General features: G+C 35.4%; 16 protein-coding genes. 11 read left to right on the top strand and 5 right to left on the bottom strand.

The genetic code is table 11. The annotated features are described in order from the left end of the window. Nucleotides 1-4: 4 nt before the first annotated feature. The gene (gene gatC, locus PHQ93_RS07500; RefSeq protein WP_299942736.1) at nt 5-295 is read right to left on the bottom strand and encodes an Asp-tRNA(Asn)/Glu-tRNA(Gln) amidotransferase subunit GatC; all 291 of its coding nucleotides are present in this window, start codon (nt 293-295) and stop codon (nt 5-7) included. Nucleotides 296-423: 128 nt separating this feature from the next. Between gatC and PHQ93_RS07505 the strand changes: the two genes are divergently transcribed. From PHQ93_RS07505 to opgB, 9 genes are all read left to right on the top strand, one after another. After that, nucleotides 424-1,011 (top strand): hypothetical protein, encoded by a 588-nt coding sequence (locus PHQ93_RS07505; RefSeq protein WP_299942738.1) that lies wholly within the window; start codon nt 424-426, stop codon nt 1,009-1,011. Nucleotides 1,012-1,015: 4 nt separating this feature from the next. Then, entirely contained in the window at nt 1,016-2,011 is a 996-nt protein-coding gene (locus PHQ93_RS07510; protein ID WP_299942740.1) for a hypothetical protein, read from the top strand. Further along, nucleotides 2,011-2,838 (top strand): tyrosine-type recombinase/integrase, encoded by an 828-nt coding sequence (locus PHQ93_RS07515; RefSeq protein WP_299942742.1) that lies wholly within the window; start codon nt 2,011-2,013, stop codon nt 2,836-2,838. Before PHQ93_RS07510 ends, PHQ93_RS07515 begins: the two co-directional genes overlap by 1 nt. After that, complete coding sequence (locus PHQ93_RS07520) at nt 2,835-3,308, top strand: HD domain-containing protein (RefSeq protein WP_299942743.1); 474 nt, start codon at nt 2,835-2,837, stop codon at nt 3,306-3,308. Before PHQ93_RS07515 ends, PHQ93_RS07520 begins: the two co-directional genes overlap by 4 nt. 70 nt (nt 3,309-3,378) lie before the next feature. Beyond that, nucleotides 3,379-3,885, top strand: coding sequence for a hypothetical protein (locus PHQ93_RS07525; protein ID WP_367278382.1), 507 nt, complete (start codon nt 3,379-3,381; stop codon nt 3,883-3,885). Between the two features lie 11 nt (nt 3,886-3,896). Beyond that, entirely contained in the window at nt 3,897-4,610 is a 714-nt protein-coding gene (locus PHQ93_RS07530) for a sulfite exporter TauE/SafE family protein (protein WP_299942745.1), read from the top strand. Nucleotides 4,611-4,752: 142 nt separating this feature from the next. Next, complete coding sequence (locus PHQ93_RS07535) at nt 4,753-5,568, top strand: HDOD domain-containing protein (RefSeq protein ID WP_299942747.1); 816 nt, start codon at nt 4,753-4,755, stop codon at nt 5,566-5,568. Continuing rightward, nucleotides 5,565-8,285, top strand: a complete 2,721-nt coding sequence (gene polA, locus PHQ93_RS07540; RefSeq protein WP_299942749.1) for a DNA polymerase I — start codon at nt 5,565-5,567, stop codon at nt 8,283-8,285. The genes PHQ93_RS07535 and polA overlap by 4 nt, the downstream gene beginning before the upstream one ends. Before the next feature lie 94 nt (nt 8,286-8,379). After that, nucleotides 8,380-10,695: a phosphatidylglycerol--membrane-oligosaccharide glycerophosphotransferase gene (gene opgB / locus PHQ93_RS07545; RefSeq protein WP_299942751.1), complete on the top strand. Its 2,316-nt coding sequence runs from the start codon at nt 8,380-8,382 to the stop codon at nt 10,693-10,695. 71 nt (nt 10,696-10,766) lie between these two features. Here the strand turns inward: opgB and PHQ93_RS07550 are convergent, their stop codons facing one another. Further along, nucleotides 10,767-11,063, bottom strand: coding sequence for a DUF1104 domain-containing protein (locus PHQ93_RS07550; RefSeq protein ID WP_299942753.1), 297 nt, complete (start codon nt 11,061-11,063; stop codon nt 10,767-10,769). Between the two features lie 103 nt (nt 11,064-11,166). Here PHQ93_RS07550 and PHQ93_RS07555 point away from each other — a divergent pair, with 103 nt between their 5' ends. Then, nucleotides 11,167-12,378, top strand: coding sequence for a PAS domain-containing sensor histidine kinase (locus PHQ93_RS07555; RefSeq protein WP_299942755.1), 1,212 nt, complete (start codon nt 11,167-11,169; stop codon nt 12,376-12,378). Next, nucleotides 12,368-13,045: a response regulator transcription factor gene (locus PHQ93_RS07560; protein WP_299942757.1), complete on the top strand. Its 678-nt coding sequence runs from the start codon at nt 12,368-12,370 to the stop codon at nt 13,043-13,045. Before PHQ93_RS07555 ends, PHQ93_RS07560 begins: the two co-directional genes overlap by 11 nt. On the opposite strand, the gene PHQ93_RS07565 is transcribed toward PHQ93_RS07560, so the two are convergent. The 3 genes from PHQ93_RS07565 to nrdD are packed head-to-tail and all read right to left on the bottom strand — an operon-like array spanning nt 13,032 to nt 15,597. Next, nucleotides 13,032-14,735 carry a nitrite/sulfite reductase gene (locus PHQ93_RS07565; protein WP_299942759.1) on the bottom strand — a complete coding sequence of 568 codons (1,704 nt, stop codon included), beginning with the start codon at nt 14,733-14,735 and terminating at the stop codon, nt 13,032-13,034. The genes PHQ93_RS07560 and PHQ93_RS07565 overlap by 14 nt on opposite strands. A 45-nt stretch (nt 14,736-14,780) precedes the next feature. Then, on the bottom strand, nt 14,781-15,482 hold the full coding sequence (locus tag PHQ93_RS07570) for an anaerobic ribonucleoside-triphosphate reductase activating protein (RefSeq protein ID WP_299942761.1): 702 nt from the start codon (nt 15,480-15,482) through the stop codon (nt 14,781-14,783). After that, complete coding sequence (gene nrdD / locus PHQ93_RS07575; protein ID WP_299914789.1) at nt 15,445-15,597, bottom strand: anaerobic ribonucleoside-triphosphate reductase; 153 nt, start codon at nt 15,595-15,597, stop codon at nt 15,445-15,447. The genes PHQ93_RS07570 and nrdD overlap by 38 nt, the downstream gene beginning before the upstream one ends. Nucleotides 15,598-15,601 lie beyond the last annotated feature (4 nt).

Here is a 15,601-nt window from a genome sequence, read left to right on the forward strand (position 1 = left end):
CCTGTTACTCGATTATTTTAGGCACGATAAAGAAATGATCACTAGACATAGGCGCATTTTTAAGAATGCTATCGTTTATTTCTGAATTGCAAAATGCGATATCTTCTCTTAAAAATGTCGCCTCATCGCTCATAGCAAATTTGTCATCGACATTATCCGTGTTTAATTCACTTAAATTATCTACAAAATTAACAATTTGTGAGAGCTGATTTACTATCTCCTCCCGTTTATCGTCTGAAATTTTTAAAAATGACAACTTTTCCAATTTAGTCAATAACGCGTCATCTACTTGCATATGATAATCCTATTATAATAATTTACAAGATTGTAACAAAAAAAATCTATCTATTTGATGAAACTTTAACAAACTATGCGATATTATTTTAAGGTTTTAATAATTATATGTAGAATGAAGGAATATTTTTGAGTTTAAAAGACAATATTACTATGGTAAAAGAGGAGTTAAACTCCGAAGAGAAGTTTTTTGAAAAAGCGGTGATAACCGAAAAATTTATTAAAAAATATAAAAAGGTTATGATAGCTTCAGTGGCTGTGGTTGCTTTTGTTATCGCCGCTAATTTGCTTTATGATGCTAATGAGAAAAGTAAAGTAGCAGCTGCGAACGCTGCGCTTTCTAAACTTCAAGCAGATGCAAACAATGCTACCGCTCTAAATGAATTAAAAGCGTTGAGCCCTAATTTGTATGATGTTTGGGTTTTCTCTCAAGCGGTAGCTAAAAAAGATTTAGAAGCTTTAAAGGGTTTGAAAAACTCAAAAGCATTGATTGTCGGCGATTTGGCTAAGTATGAAGCTGCCCAAAATTCAGCTTCTTTGGAAGAGTATGCTTCAAAGCAGGATGCTATATTTAGAGATTTGGCACTTGTTGAGAGTGCGGTAATGCTTTTTGGCGAAAATAAAATAGATGAAGCTAAAGAGAAGTTATCAAAAGTGTCGAAAGACTCTTCGCTAAATAAGATGGTTTTAGCTCTTATGCATTATGGTATAAAGTAATATTTTGAAAATTTTACTTATTATTTTAATATCGGTTACAGCACTTGTTTTTTCTGCATGTAGTTCCAAAGAGGTATTTAAACCATCTGGGGTTGCAGGTAAATGGGAATCTCACGGAAATAGCGAATTTACAATTAAAAATATCTCACCGGATGCGGCGCTAGTAGAAGAGAAAAAAGTATTTGCAGACGGAAGAGTTTTAGATATCAAGATTCAAGACGGCTATAAATTGTTAGGATATAGTGACGGTTGGGTTATGAGTTCAGATGTTGACGGGAATTTGACACTGCAATACTCTGCTGATACTAAAAATGTTAATAAGTTTAACTTAAAAAGAACGATAGCTACTGCGGCAATTAAAGATGATATATTGGCCGTTTTGTTTTCAAACAATGAGATGGCGCTCTACTCAATAGCAAATAAATCTCCGCTTTTAAAAGAGCAGGGAAATGCACCGATAGTCGTAAATTCTAAAATAGTAAAACCGCATTTTAAAGATGATTTAGTTATTTTTTCAACACTTGACGGGAAAATAGTCATTATAAATTCAAAAACAAAAAAGAAACTAAGAACCGTTATTGTTAGCGGTGAAGAGCATTTTAATAATGTTATATTCTTAAGTCTTATAGACAATAAAATCGTAGCGGCAACAGGACATAAGATACTCTCTTTAGCTCAAAAAGAGATTAGACAGGCCTACGATATAAGAAGTGTTACTACTGATGATAAAAATATATTTGTAGCTACAAAGCAGGGTGAGATAATTTCACTAACGCCTGATTTACAGCAAAATGCAAAATTAAAATTTCCATTTGCTCACTTTTTGGGGATGATAGTCAGCGGTGAAAACCTTTATGCTTTGGAAAAAGAGGGTTATATTATAGAGATTTCAAGAGATTTATCAAAACATAAAGTGTATAAGGTAAATGTAGAGGACGGTTTCGTATTCATTAATGATAAAATATTTTTCGTGGATGATGAATATATCTCGGTAGAGTAATGTCAAACGAGCTAGAAGCTTTTATAGAGTATATCAGCGTTATAAGAGCTCTTAGCAAAAAAAGCGTCGAGGCGTATAGAAGCGACCTTGATGCTCTTGAGAAAACTCTAAACAAACCTCTTATAAAACTAGATTCTGCCTCTCTTTTTGCCGCACTCGGCATATATAAAAATAAAAGAACACTAAATAGAAAACTCTCTTCAGTCAATGCTTTTTTTGATTTTTGCTATAAAAATCAATTTTCGCAGGAAAAATCAAAACTTAAATTTTCAAAAATCCCGAAACTTCTTCCGAAATTTTTATCATACAAAGAGATACAAAACGGGCTTAATCAAATAGATAAAAGTACATCCATAGGTCTTCGCGACTATGCATTGATACTCTTTTTATATGCATCGGGGACTAGAATAAGCGAATGTTTAGCTTTAAGACGAGAAGATATTGAGGGTGAATGGCTTCATATAAGACATGCCAAAGGTGAAAAAGAGCGTATCGTTCCCATAGCAAAAGTTGCAATTAAAGCAGTAGAGAGTTACTTAAATGAGATGAAAAAAAACAATACGTTTGTTTGGTGCAACTACAAAGGCGATAAGCTTAGCCGTATATCAGCCTATAAAATAACGCAAAAGTATTTAGGCGTCTCTCCCCATGTTCTTCGTCATTCTTACGCAACATCGCTTATAACCGGAGGAGCCGATTTGAGGGTTGTTCAAGAGCTGCTAGGTCATGCTTCGCTTCTAACTACTCAAATATATACGCATATACAAAAGCAGGATTTAAAAGAGACGGTTGAAGTTTGTCATCCCATGGCAAAAGAGCAGATATGAACAGAGTCAACAACAGCTTTTTTTCAAGACCGTTTTTGGAATCTCTTTTTTTTGTTCAAAATAAGTGGCATCAGCACGGAGTTTTGGTTCATACTCTTCGCGTTATATATCATATTTTAAAAGCAAAAGAGTTTAGGTTTTTTGCTGCGGGGCTTCTTCACGATATCGGTAAGCCTTTTTGTGCTTTTAAAAAAGATGAAGAGGATATCGAGTTTGAAGAGTATAGTTTTACGGATCATGAAGAGCGGAGTTATGAGATAATTAAAAATTGGTTTTTTATAAGCGAATATACAAAAAATATTGTTCGTTATCATTATCTGATACGAGATATCATAAAGAGCAAAGAAGAGGATTATGCCAGATATGAGAGAAAAAAAAAGATTTGGGACAGTCTAAGCGAAGATTTTAAAAAAGATTTGGAGAAATTTATACAATATGATGATTTGGGTAAAGGGAAAAAAAGAAGATAAATAGAGTACAAATCTAACACAAATGTAACAAAAAGAGTGTAAAATTTACCTTTATTTAAGGTTGCGGGTCATGATGAAAAAAATTATTCCTTTGTTTGTAGTTTTAGTAATAGTAATAGCGATAGTAACACTCTTTGTTTTTTTAGGAGCATCAAAAAAAACGATTGTAGTAAAAGAGGGAAATATAGAGCAGCTCCCTATTGAGATGCAAGTCGGTCTTTATCAAGACAGCGATTGTAAAATGGTTATTGACAACCTAACGGATGCTTCCCAAGTCATTATAAAGAGCGGAAAAAGCTGGTTTTTTCATGATCACGGCGGAATGACAAAGTGGCTTGAAGATAAGGAGTTTAGAGATAGTGCAAAAATTTGGGTTATGAGCAGAGATACAAAGAGATGGATAGACGCAAAAGAGGCTTTTTACTCGCTAAAGGATGAGACGCCTATGGGTTACGGCTTTGGGGCATATGAAAAAACAAGCGACGGATATGTTAATTTCGATACAATGCGTATTAGAATGTTAAGAGGCGAGACTTTGCGTAATCCTCTAATAAGAAAACAGCTTTTAGGAAATTAATTAAGCAAATAATGGAAACGGTAAATATTATAAGCATCATAACTATTGCATTTTTAGGCTCTTTCGGTCACTGTATCGGGATGTGCGGCGGAATTGTTTTAGCATATTCAACCATAAAAATTGAACCAAAGAGCTCTAAAGTTTCACAAACCGTTGCGCATCTGCTCTACTCGTTTGGCAGAGTGTCGACATATTCGATTTTAGGTGCTATTTTTGGGGCACTCGGCGGTGTCGTGACATTTAGCAATAAAGCAAACGGAATAATGCTTATCGTTGCGGGAGTCGCTATGGTTCTTGCCGGGCTCTCTCTTATGGGTAAAATAAAATTTTTGACTCTCATAGAGCACTCATTTTCATCTTCGCCTACATATAAAAATCTATTTAAAAAAGTTCTAAATTCAAAATCAAATTTTAGTTTTTTTATTCTCGGTATGCTTAACGGTCTTTTACCGTGCGGATTTGTCTACTTTTTTGCTATAACTGCCGCAAGTACGGCAAGCCCGCTTTACGGTGCTTTGGTAATGGCGATATTTGGTCTTAGTACAATTCCTGCAATGTTTGGTCTTGGTTTTTTAGCATCTCTTTCAAATGCAACAAGTTTTAGAAATATGATGGTAAGTCTCTCCTCTTTTGCGGTTATTCTTTATGGTTCTTATACGATTTATAACGGCTACGACTATATGGCTAGAGCCGAAAAAACATTAACAGAGTGCCATTCTAACTGATATTACACGCTAGAATGAGCGGAGCCCATTCTAGCGGCAGGGACAAATGTCCCTACAACCCCCTGAAGCTACACAAAGTAAACTTTGTGAGATACCATAAATAAAAACCTGCTATAATAAGTGTAAAAAAAAGGTATCAACTTTGAAAATCTCAATTATTGATAGCATAAAATCGCTTCCGCCGCTCTCTTCAACGATTATACAAATAAATAAAATTTATGCGGATGAAAATTCAACTATAAAAGATATGGCAAAAGTAATAGAACATGACCCTATGATTATTGCAAATATTTTAAAAATTGCCAATTCTCCTCTTTACGGGTTTGGACGAGAGATTAAAAATGTCGCTCAGGCAGTAGCTCTCTTTGGAATGAATATGACCCGCTCTATAGCAGTAGGAAACTCAATCAGAAAACTTTTAAATGTAGATATGCAGCCTTACGGTGTTACATCGGACGAGTTTGCACATATTTCATCGCTTCAAGCAACTTTGACGGTTAATTGGTATAAGAAAATCGATAGAAACAAAGCCGAAAAATTGTATTTAGCGGCATTTTTACAAGAGACGGGAAAGATACTTATAGCCAGTGAAGTTATTCAAAACAACGAAGCGATAAGTTTTGCCAGCGAAGTGGAAAATTCAAACAATTTGGCAATGGTAGAGAAAACCTATTGCGGTGCTACATGCGGAGAAGTTACGGCATTGGTTTTTAAGCATTGGGGATTTGATGATGAGTTTATAGATATGATTAAATATTCAGACAATCCATCTTTTGCTCCGGAATCTGCTAAAGAATATGCTACGGCTTTAAATATCGTAAAAACAATAGTGCCTATTAATAAACCTTTTTCGGAAATGTCTATAAATTTCGGGCTAAAAAGAGCGGCAGATGCCGGCTACAATACTCAGCTATTAGAAGATGCAATCTGCAATATAATGGATGCCTTAAAGGAATGAGTAAAACAGTTACTATAATCGACACATTCGGTTTTTTCTTTCGCAGTTTTTATGCTCTTCCGCAGCACCTTAAAAATAGCGAAGGCTTTCCGACAGGGCTATTGACAGGTTTTACAAATTTTATCTCCACCCTTCAAAAACAGCATGACAGCGACTATATAATTTTTGCTATAGATACCAAAGGGGATAGTTTTAGAAACGAGATAGACCCAAACTATAAAGCGCATAGAACTCCTCCCCCTGAGGAGCTGATTATGCAGCTGCCTATTGCTATCGAGTGGATAGACAAGATGGGTTATAAAACACTCGGTTATGTCGGATATGAGGCTGACGATATGATAGCAACGGTTGTGCATTTTGCTAAGGAGAAGGGCTACAATGTAAGAGTAGTCTCACACGATAAAGATCTTTTTCAGCTCATAGACGACGGCAAGGTTGTTTTAGTGGATGCCATTAAAAAACAGGTTATGGATGAAAATGCTTGTTATGAGAAGTACGGTATTTCGCCAAAGCAGTTTATAGATTATCAAGCTATTATCGGTGATTCGGCAGACAATATCCCCGGTGTCAAAGGTATAGGCAAAGTCGGGGCGCAGAAGCTTTTGGCAGAGTATGGGAGTTTAGACAATATCTATGCAAATATAGACAGTGTAAAGCCCGCAGGTGTGCAAAAAAAATTAATCGAGAGTAAAGATTCGGCATATATGTCAAAAAAACTTGTGACGCTTATGCACGATGTTTTAGATAGTTTTGATTTTGAAGATTATAAAATGGATGTCGAACACCCTTTTTTAAATATCTACGATGAGCTTGTAAAGTATGAGCAAAATGCTATTTTAAGAACTCTGCAGGCTAAAAATATGGTTACTCAAGAGACGCATCAAGAAGCGGTAAAAAAGGCAGAAGTAGAGATACAAAACAGCAAAAAGTTGGATTTTAAAACTACGCTTTTAACAGATGCAAAAGAGTTAAATAGGGTTTTGGGCACTCTAAAGAGAGATACGGTTATAGCTTTTGATACTGAAACGACAGGGCTTGATTATGAGAAGGACTCTCTTGTAGGTTTTAGTTTTTGTTTTAACGATGCGGAGGCTTACTATGTTCCTATCGCTCACTTTTATCTCGGTGTAGGGGAGCAGATAAATGAGAGTGAAGCAAAAAATGCCATTAGAAAAATATTTAATTCACTCGTAGTCGGACATAACATTAAATTTGATTTGCACTTTGTAACCAGATTTTTAGAAGATGACGGTTTGGATATTTTTGCCGACTCTATGATACTTGCCTGGCTTATAAATCCTGAGAGCGCTCTCTCGCTTGACAAACTCTCCGAGAAGCTTTTAAATCACACGATGCTTCATTACAAAGATACTGTAAAAAAGGGTGATACATTTGCAAGTGTCGAGTTAGAAGATGCGTGCAAGTATGCCGCCGAAGATGCTTACATAACGCGCAGGCTATATTTTCTTTTTTTAGAGATGTTAGAGCTTCAAGACGCTGCGCTTCTTATCAAAGAAGCCGCAGATGTGGAATTTCCTTTTATAAAAACACTTCTAAAGATGGAGAAAACGGGCATAGAAGTTGACGGCTCATTTTTAGAGCACTTTCTTGTCGAAGCAAAAGAGAATTTAAATGATTTAACAAAAAAAATATACGCTTTAGCCGGATGCGAATTTAACATCAACTCCACTCAGCAGCTAGGAGTCGTACTTTTTGAAAATCTCGGACTCTCAACCGGTAAAAAAACAAAAACCGGATACTCTACCGATGAGAAAGTTTTAAGTTCGCTAAGAGATGCGCATGAGATTATCCCATACCTTTTGGAGTACCGCGAAGTATATAAACTCTTTTCAACTTATATAGAGCCGCTTTTAAAACTAAGCCGTGAAAATAGACACGGTCGCGTACATACATCTTTTGTACAGACGGGAACGGCAACGGGACGGTTAAGTTCCAAAAACCCGAACTTGCAAAATATCCCTACAAGAACAAAACTCGGCACAAGAATAAGAGAGGCATTTGTTGCTGGCTGTGGTAAAAAACTAATAGGCATAGACTACTCTCAAATCGAGCTTAGACTTCTTGCGCACTTTACGCAGGACAGAGTATTGGTAGATGCATTTAAGCAAGATAAAGATATCCATATGCAGACGGCAATTGCTCTTTTTGGCGAGGAAGAGGCACAAGCGAAGAGAAATGTTGCAAAAACGGTAAATTTTGGACTGCTTTATGGAATGGGACAAAAAAAACTCTCGGAGACTCTAAGTATCAGCACAAAAGAGGCTAAAGAGATAATAGATAAATATTTTAACAGCTTTCCGACAGTCAGAGCCTATTTTCGCTCTATAGTGGATTTTTCAAAAGAGGCTGGATATGTTGAAACACTGCTTAAGCGCCGCAGATATTTTGATTATGAGAGCGCTTCGCCGATGTTTAAGGCTGCATATGAGAGAGAGTCGGTAAATAGCGTATTTCAAGGAAGTGCAAGTGACCTTATAAAGCTAAGTATGAATAAAATAGATAAAGTGATAGAGGACGAAAAATTAAATGCTAAAATGCTTCTACAGATTCACGATGAGTTGATATTTGAAGTGGATGAGGATGAAGCGGAAGCTTTAGGAGAGAGATTTAAGGAGATTATGCAGAGCATTATGAAGTTAAATGTTCCACTAAAAGCCAGTTTAAATATCGGAAATAATTGGAGCGAGTTGAAGTAACTCTGTTCAAAAAAGATTTTGTGCCTTATGGCTTTTATGCTAGAGAAAGTTTACTATCTTTAGTCGCTAGATATTTTTATTGGAATTTTTATATATGAATATGATTTTGTTATCCATTTTCTTTTTTATCTTTGCAGTTGTTACGATGAAGTATAAAGAGAAACATCCAAAGAGAATTTTTTTAGATGCAACTCTATTTTTTCTATATGGACTCTTTACCATAATCTATTTTGTAGCTAGCTACTTTACGGGTGCGGGGATAAATGAGACTATTATTGCTGCTTTAAATTTGGGGCTTGGAGAAGCCGGATTTGGCGAGTATCTATTGCTTATTTTGGGTGCATTTTTAGCTTTTGTCACTCTCTTTGTATCGGCTTTTTTTTATCACCGTCACTTAAGCAGTGTAGTTGCCGTAAAGCCGCAAAAAATAAAAGCTTTTTTGCATAACGGATTTTTGATTTTAGCTTTTTTAACACATCCTGCTTTGAATGATTTTAAAAATCTTTTTTTAACTATGACTATGGAACAGGCGAATGATTTTTATGAGTATTATAAAGTTCCAAATGATTCAAATGACAGCGCATATAAAAAAAATATAATCTTTTTATATGCAGAGAGTGTTGAGAGAACATACTTTGATACAAATATTTTTCCGGATCTTATGCCAAATCTTAGCAAACTTATGAGAGAGAAAAGCGGTACTGAATTTACAAATATTGTTCAAACTAGCGGAACAAACTACACTATAGCAGGCACCACTGCTACACAATGTGCAATTCCGCTATTTACAACTTCAGGCGGTAACTCCATGGAGGGGATAGATAAATTTTATCCAAAGGCTGTGTGTATCGGAGATGTTCTAAAAAAAGAGAACTATTATCTAAGTATGTTGCAGGGCAGCAGTGTTAAATTTTCGGGTATTGATAAATTTTACAAAACTCACGGTTTTGATAGTGTAGTCGGAAGAGATGAGCTGCTAAAAAAAGTTAAAAACAAAAGATATATAAACGGCTGGGGTTTGTATGATGATACGCTTCTTGACATAGCATATAAAGAGTTTGAAAATTTATCATCGTCTAAAGATAAGTTTGCTCTATTTATGCACACGTTAGATACACATCATCCAAACGGACATCTATCCAACTCTTGTTCAAAAGATTTATATATGGATGGTTCCAATGAAATCTTAAATACCGTAAAATGTGCGGATATCCTGATATCAAATTTTATAAAAAAAGTTAAAAACTCAAAATATGCAGAGAATACGATTATCGTAGTTACATCCGACCATTTGGCTATGAGGAACACGGCGTCAGATGAGCTTGGCAAATCACAAAACAGAAGAAACTTTTTTGTTGTCTTTGATCCAAGCAGCAGTGAGTATAAGTCGGTAGATAAAATAGGAACTCCTTTTGATGTTGCATCGACGGTTCTATCTTTTCTAAACATAAATACGGATTTGGGACTAGGCAGAAATCTAAGAGAAAAAGAGTCTATTTACAACTCATTTGATGATTTTGGCAAGAGGTTAAATCAGTGGAGAAATGATATATTGAGCTTTTGGAAATTTCCAAAAATGTCGGAGAGTTTTAAACCGAATTTTAAAAAAATGTTTGTGAGTGTCGGAGAAAACCACTATACGCTTCCTGTTTTATTTAAGATTTTAGAAAACAATGTAGAGCCTTATTTTCAATTTAATTATGCTTGGAAACTCTATGAGCAGTTAGAACATTTTAATAAAGACGACAGATTTTTATGGATTGACGAGTGTAAGCTTTTGAACTATATTTTTGATGGCAATGCATCGGATAAATATTGCGCAGTCGAGGGTGTAGTCGGCTCCAAATTTAGAATCCAAGGACTTGATTTACCAAGAGATTACAAGATAGAGAGTCTCGGTAACGGCTTGAGTAAAGATTATGATATCCAAAAGATAATTGAAAATATCAATATGGTAAAAAACAACGGAGTAAGATACACTGCTTCGATAAACGATACCATAGTATTTAAAAAAGAGGGTTATCCAAGCTTTTTAAAAAATTTGCAGGGAATCTCATATCCCGATAAAGTCGGAAGATGGACGGATGCGCAATTGCATCCTAGTGCGCTGCTGACATTTGTAGATCCGCTTCCTAAAAAATTCAAACTAGAGCTAGTTTGCGGAGCATACGGCGAAAATGTAGGAAATATCGTAAAAGTGAGTGTAGGAGATAGCGTAAGAGAGTTTACGCCCCAGCACAATGACCCTAGAAAATATCTGCTTTCATTTGAAAATACAAATAACGCCAACACGATAGAGATAGTACCGCCAAAACCGTTTGTCTTAAAAGAAAAGTTAGAGGGAAGCGATGAAAGAGAATTCGGACTCTCTTTAGTAAGTTTAAAAATAATCAATCTTGAGGATAAATAGTTTAATATAATGCAACTATTTTATAATATATTTAACGCTCTTGCATAAACCTTATGCAAGAGCAAAAGCGCTTATTGTCCTTGTCCGCCGCCAAACCTTTTATTGCCGCATTGTGTAGCGCTATTGCGCATTTGTGAACCGGTTGCGCATCTTGCGTTAGGTCTTTTTTTACGCTTAGCCGCTGCAAACTCTCTTTTTTCTTGAGGAGTTAATTTCTCCATTTTAGATTGCATCTCTTTTTGAAAAGCAGCTCGTTCTTCAACAGGGACTTTTCCTCTCATTGCCTGCATCTCTTTTATGCTCATATCGCTATAATCCGCTCCCATAACACTCAAACTCAAAAGAGCAAATAAAGTAACTTTTTTCATTTTTTATTCCTTTTGCTTAGATAGTAATAGTATGACATATTTTTTTATTGTTGCATAATCAAATTTAATAAGTTGTATAATTATGTTAAAAAGAAAGTGCTATATGCTAAGACAGTATAAAGAAGCCATAGAGAAGAGTAACATAATCTCCAAAACAGATATCAACGGGGTGATTACTTTCGTTAATGATGAGTTTTGCACGATTAGCGGATACAGAAATGATGAGCTTATCGGTAAAAAGCATAGTATTGTCAAGCATCCTGATGTAGGCAAAGAGAAGTTTAAACTTCTTTGGGAGACCATAACAAACAAAGAGATATATAAAGATACCGTTAAAAATTTAGCTAAAGACGGTTCGACTTTTTATGTAAACTCTACGATAATACCGATTCTTGATAAAAATGATAACATAGTTGAGTTTATCGCAATCAGATATGATGTGACAAAAGAGGTGCTTCTAAGAGAGGAGCTTTTAAAAAAAGAGTCGGAGTATGAAGAGCTTAACAGAAACCTTGAGAAGAGGGTGGCAGAGCAGACAAAAGAGTTAAAAGAGTTGAACCAAACCTTAGAGAAAAGGGTAAGAGACGAGATAGCAAAAAATGAGGAGAAGCAGCGGGTTATGTTTTGGCAATCCCGTCATGCAAGTCTGGGTCAAATGATTGCAAATATTGCGCATCAATGGAGACAACCTCTAACTGAGCTTACTTTGGCACTCTTTAACATAAAAAAAGCCGCTCAAAACGAAAAAGTTGATGATATCTCAAAATTTTATGACGAGAGTAAAAATATCATAAAAAATATGTCCCAAACTATTGATGATTTTACAAACTTTTTTTCTCCCGATAAAGAGAAGTACTATTTTAATGTCAGCGATAGTATACTTGAATCCATAGTGCTTTTAGAGAGCGTTATAAATGATGAGATGATAACACTTAAGACAAATTTTGAGGATATGAAAGTTCTTGGGATTACAAATGAGCTTACTCAAGTGATGATAAACCTTATAAACAACTCAAAAGATGCTTTTATACAAAATAGTATTCTTCTGCGGGAGATAAGTATAACCACTAAGCAAGAGGGTGGTTTTGCAGTTATAGAGGTGCAGGATAATGCCGGCGGAATCACAAAAGAGAATATCGAGAAAATCTTTGAGCCGTACTTTACTACAAAACATAAAAGCCGTGGAACTGGACTTGGACTCTTTATGTCGAAGATGATTTGTGAGCAGGGTTTAAATGGTACTCTTGATGTGAAAAGTAAAAAAAAGACGACAACATTTAGTATAAAAATTCCATTGGATAAAAATGAAAAATAGAGCCTTAAGAGAGCTTAAAATACTCCTTGTAGAAGATGAAGAGAATCTTGCCAGACTTTTAAAAGAGGCTATCGGAGATAATTTTCACAGTTTTACGGTTGCCAAAGACGGTATGGAAGGGATAGAGCTGTTTAAAAAAAACAAACCCGATATTGTCATAACGGATATAATGATGCCTCGCTTATCCGGTCTTGATATGGCAAAAGAGCTAAAAAAGACCAATCCTGATACGCCTATCATCATACTTAGCGCTTTTAGCGAAAAAGAGAAACTCTTTAGCGCCATTGATATAGGTATAAATAAATATTTTTTAAAACCCTTTGATACGGATGAACTTTTAGACTATATCAGGAGCATTACACCGAAGTTAGCCAATAAGTTTATAAAACTCAATGACGGTTTTGTGTTTAACAAAACTACAAATTCCTTATATAAAAGCGACAAATATGTCCCTCTTTCAAAAAATGAGACAAAATTTTTATCTCTTTTGCTAAATACCAAAGAGAGAATCATAGACGACAATCTCATAAAAGAGAGTTTGTGGAGCGAAGAAGTCAGTGATGAGAGAGTTAGAACTTTTATAAGACGTTTTCGTGCAAAAACATCGAAAAAATTGATAAAAAATGTAAAAGGAGTCGGTTACCAACTCGCTTTTAACGAAAATTAGTTCTATGGATTTTTGGCTTGTAGTGAGGGTCTTCTCCCTCTATCGTCCATAGTTTTTTAGATAGGTAGCTCACTGCATTAAAAAAGCTCTCATCTACATATTGCCAAAAGTCTAATGTCTGAAACTCTTTTTTAAGCAACTCTGCTTCATACTCAAAACTCTGCATCTTATCTAACTTCGGCAATGCTAAAGAGCTGTTTGTCTCAAGATTTGCCAAAACCCATAGAGATAAAAAATCCTCTGAGTAGTTGCATAAAATCTCTTTTGCATACTCCTCAAAATCTCTATATCCGCTTAGTTCAAAAAGCTCTATGATAAGCGATACGACTTTATGAAGATGAACAAAAGGAACCATTGAAAATAGTTGTCGCCCAACTGATGTTCCGTCGGAGTGCAAAGCTCCGAGAAAAATTCTAGCTCCTCCGTCCGTATCTCCGAAGTTGTTTGTTTTTAGCCCGATAAGACCGATATCCGTGTGTCTATGTCTTCCGCACCCTTTGGCACAGCCTGAAAAACCGACTTGTATGCGGTGCTCATTTATCTTATCTAAGGGCAGATAAGAAGTTTCATCTTTTATGCTCCAAACGGCGTAAGGGCATAGATTTCCGGCACATGTCACAATCGTATTGCTGATTGCAGGTGATTTGAGCGTAGTATATGCTTCTTTTAAACCGATTATGTAGATATTTTGGTCAATCCCGAAACGAATCTCGGCACCGTTTTTTGTAGCAAATGAAGCTATATTTTTGATTTCATCACTTTTTAATCTTGAAAAATCTGTTTGGTAACAAAAGCCGTAAGTTTCGTTTTTTAGTTTATGAAACTCACTAAACTTTGCTTTTTCTAGGACAATTTCTCCGCTGCTTTGGAAATCTTTCTTATACTCTTTTTGTATATGAGCTTTTAAGCCCTCCATCCCGATATCTTCTATCATATGGAAAATACGGGTTTTGGCACGGGAAAAACGAGAACCGTGAAGATAAAATGCTTCAACAAATGCTTTGAAAAAATCAAATACTTCATCCTCTTTTAAAAAGATATCGGCACTAACTGCCACTTCGGTATTTTTTCCGCCCATATAAACATTAAAACCGAATACACCATCTTTTTTAGAGAGTGCAAAATAGATGTCGTTTGCAAAAAACGAGGATATATTTGCACGATTTCCTGAAATACCTATGGATACACGACGAGGCAGCATACCTACATATCTAGGATTTTTGATGATATAGTTATGCATCTGCATTACGATAGGGTAGGTCTCAATTTGAGAATATTCGCCGCATCCGTCATAAACATCGGTTACGATATTTCTAACATTATCTCCAAAACTTTGCCATGTAGAGACGCCAAGAGCGTTTATTCGTTTATGGATATCTAAAACATCGTCGGCTTCAATGCCGTGTAGTTGTATGCCGGCTCTTGCCGTTAAAATAATAGTTAAGTTATACTCATCTACGATGTCGGCTATTTTTTGGAAATGCTGAACACTAATCCTACCGCCCGGTATGCGTAAGCGAATTGTAAATTCATCTTCCAAAAATTCAACATTGAAAATCCCAAAATCTTGAAGATAGTATCTATCGCCTTCGCCGAGATTTTCAAAATCAATATTCTCAAAATCTTTATAATAATCAATCGGTTTTAGTTGAGCTTTGTATCGCTCTCTTTTGTTTAATTTATTTTCCATAACTATATTTTAGCTAATAATTAAAATAATTTGTATTGACATATATCATCTATGGACAATTTCAATATCATTGAGTAAAAGTGATTTGTCGAATTTATTTTTTGAGGTTTCTAAATTTGCTATATTAGATCCCGTATCTCTAAATTCTTGTACATAATACGGTTTTTTATAGCCTCTGTTTATTAAATCCGTAATAATTTCGTTCATATCTTTTTCATTTAGCAAATCTGCGTGAAGCGTAGTTCTTACCTCAAAATCTATATTGCTATTTATAAGTAAATCAAGAGTTTTAGAAAATTCATTCCATTTGTTTGAGTGTGTAATCTGCGTAAATTTTGCTTTTGGGGCTTTGTAGTCAAGTGCTATATAATCTAAAAGATTTAAATCAAGGAGTTCTTTTATTTGTTTGAAGTTTGTGCCGTTTGTGTCAAGTTTGATTTTAAAACCGAGTTTTTTTATCTCTTGGCAAAATAGCGTAAGTTCGTGTGAAGTTGCTTCTCCGCCTGAAAGTACGACGGCTTCAAGTAGATTTACTCTGGTTTTTAGAAAATTGAGGATATCGTTATAGCTGTATTTGCCGTCTTTGGCAAAAACTATATTTTTGTTGTAGCAGTAGTCGCAACGCATATTGCACCCGCTAAACCACACTATGCACGCTAGGTGGTTAGGGTAGTCTAAGTGGGTGAATGATGTTAAATCATATATTACTTTAGCATTCAGTGAATTGTTTTCGCTGTCTATGCTCACCGGTTTTCCCTACATTAAAACTCTCAACAGGTCTATGATAACCCATAACTCTTGTGTAAACAATACACTTTTGTCTTTTCTCTTTTAGCATAGTTAAAGCTTCATTTTTACTCATGGTT

The organism is Sulfurimonas sp., from assembly GCF_028714975.1.
Lineage (GTDB): Bacteria > Campylobacterota > Campylobacteria > Campylobacterales > Sulfurimonadaceae > Sulfurimonas.

Bases quoted from the DNA above. Each gene is read 5' to 3' on its own strand.
- PHQ93_RS07515 (WP_299942742.1), top strand. From the start codon at position 2,011: ATGTCAAACGAGCTAGAAGCTTTTATAGAGTATATCAGCGTTATAAGA.
- gatC (WP_299942736.1), bottom strand. From the start codon at position 295: ATGCAAGTAGATGACGCGTTATTGACTAAATTGGAAAAGTTGTCATTT.
- nrdD (WP_299914789.1), bottom strand. From the start codon at position 15,597: ATGAGTAAAAATGAAGCTTTAACTATGCTAAAAGAGAAAAGACAAAAG.
- PHQ93_RS07560 (WP_299942757.1), top strand. From the start codon at position 12,368: ATGAAAAATAGAGCCTTAAGAGAGCTTAAAATACTCCTTGTAGAAGAT.
- PHQ93_RS07520 (WP_299942743.1), top strand. From the start codon at position 2,835: ATGAACAGAGTCAACAACAGCTTTTTTTCAAGACCGTTTTTGGAATCT.
- PHQ93_RS07525 (WP_367278382.1), top strand. From the start codon at position 3,379: ATGATGAAAAAAATTATTCCTTTGTTTGTAGTTTTAGTAATAGTAATA.
- polA (WP_299942749.1), top strand. From the start codon at position 5,565: ATGAGTAAAACAGTTACTATAATCGACACATTCGGTTTTTTCTTTCGC.
- PHQ93_RS07550 (WP_299942753.1), bottom strand. From the start codon at position 11,063: ATGAAAAAAGTTACTTTATTTGCTCTTTTGAGTTTGAGTGTTATGGGA.
- PHQ93_RS07565 (WP_299942759.1), bottom strand. From the start codon at position 14,735: ATGGAAAATAAATTAAACAAAAGAGAGCGATACAAAGCTCAACTAAAA.
- PHQ93_RS07530 (WP_299942745.1), top strand. From the start codon at position 3,897: ATGGAAACGGTAAATATTATAAGCATCATAACTATTGCATTTTTAGGC.
- opgB (WP_299942751.1), top strand. From the start codon at position 8,380: ATGAATATGATTTTGTTATCCATTTTCTTTTTTATCTTTGCAGTTGTT.
- PHQ93_RS07555 (WP_299942755.1), top strand. From the start codon at position 11,167: ATGCTAAGACAGTATAAAGAAGCCATAGAGAAGAGTAACATAATCTCC.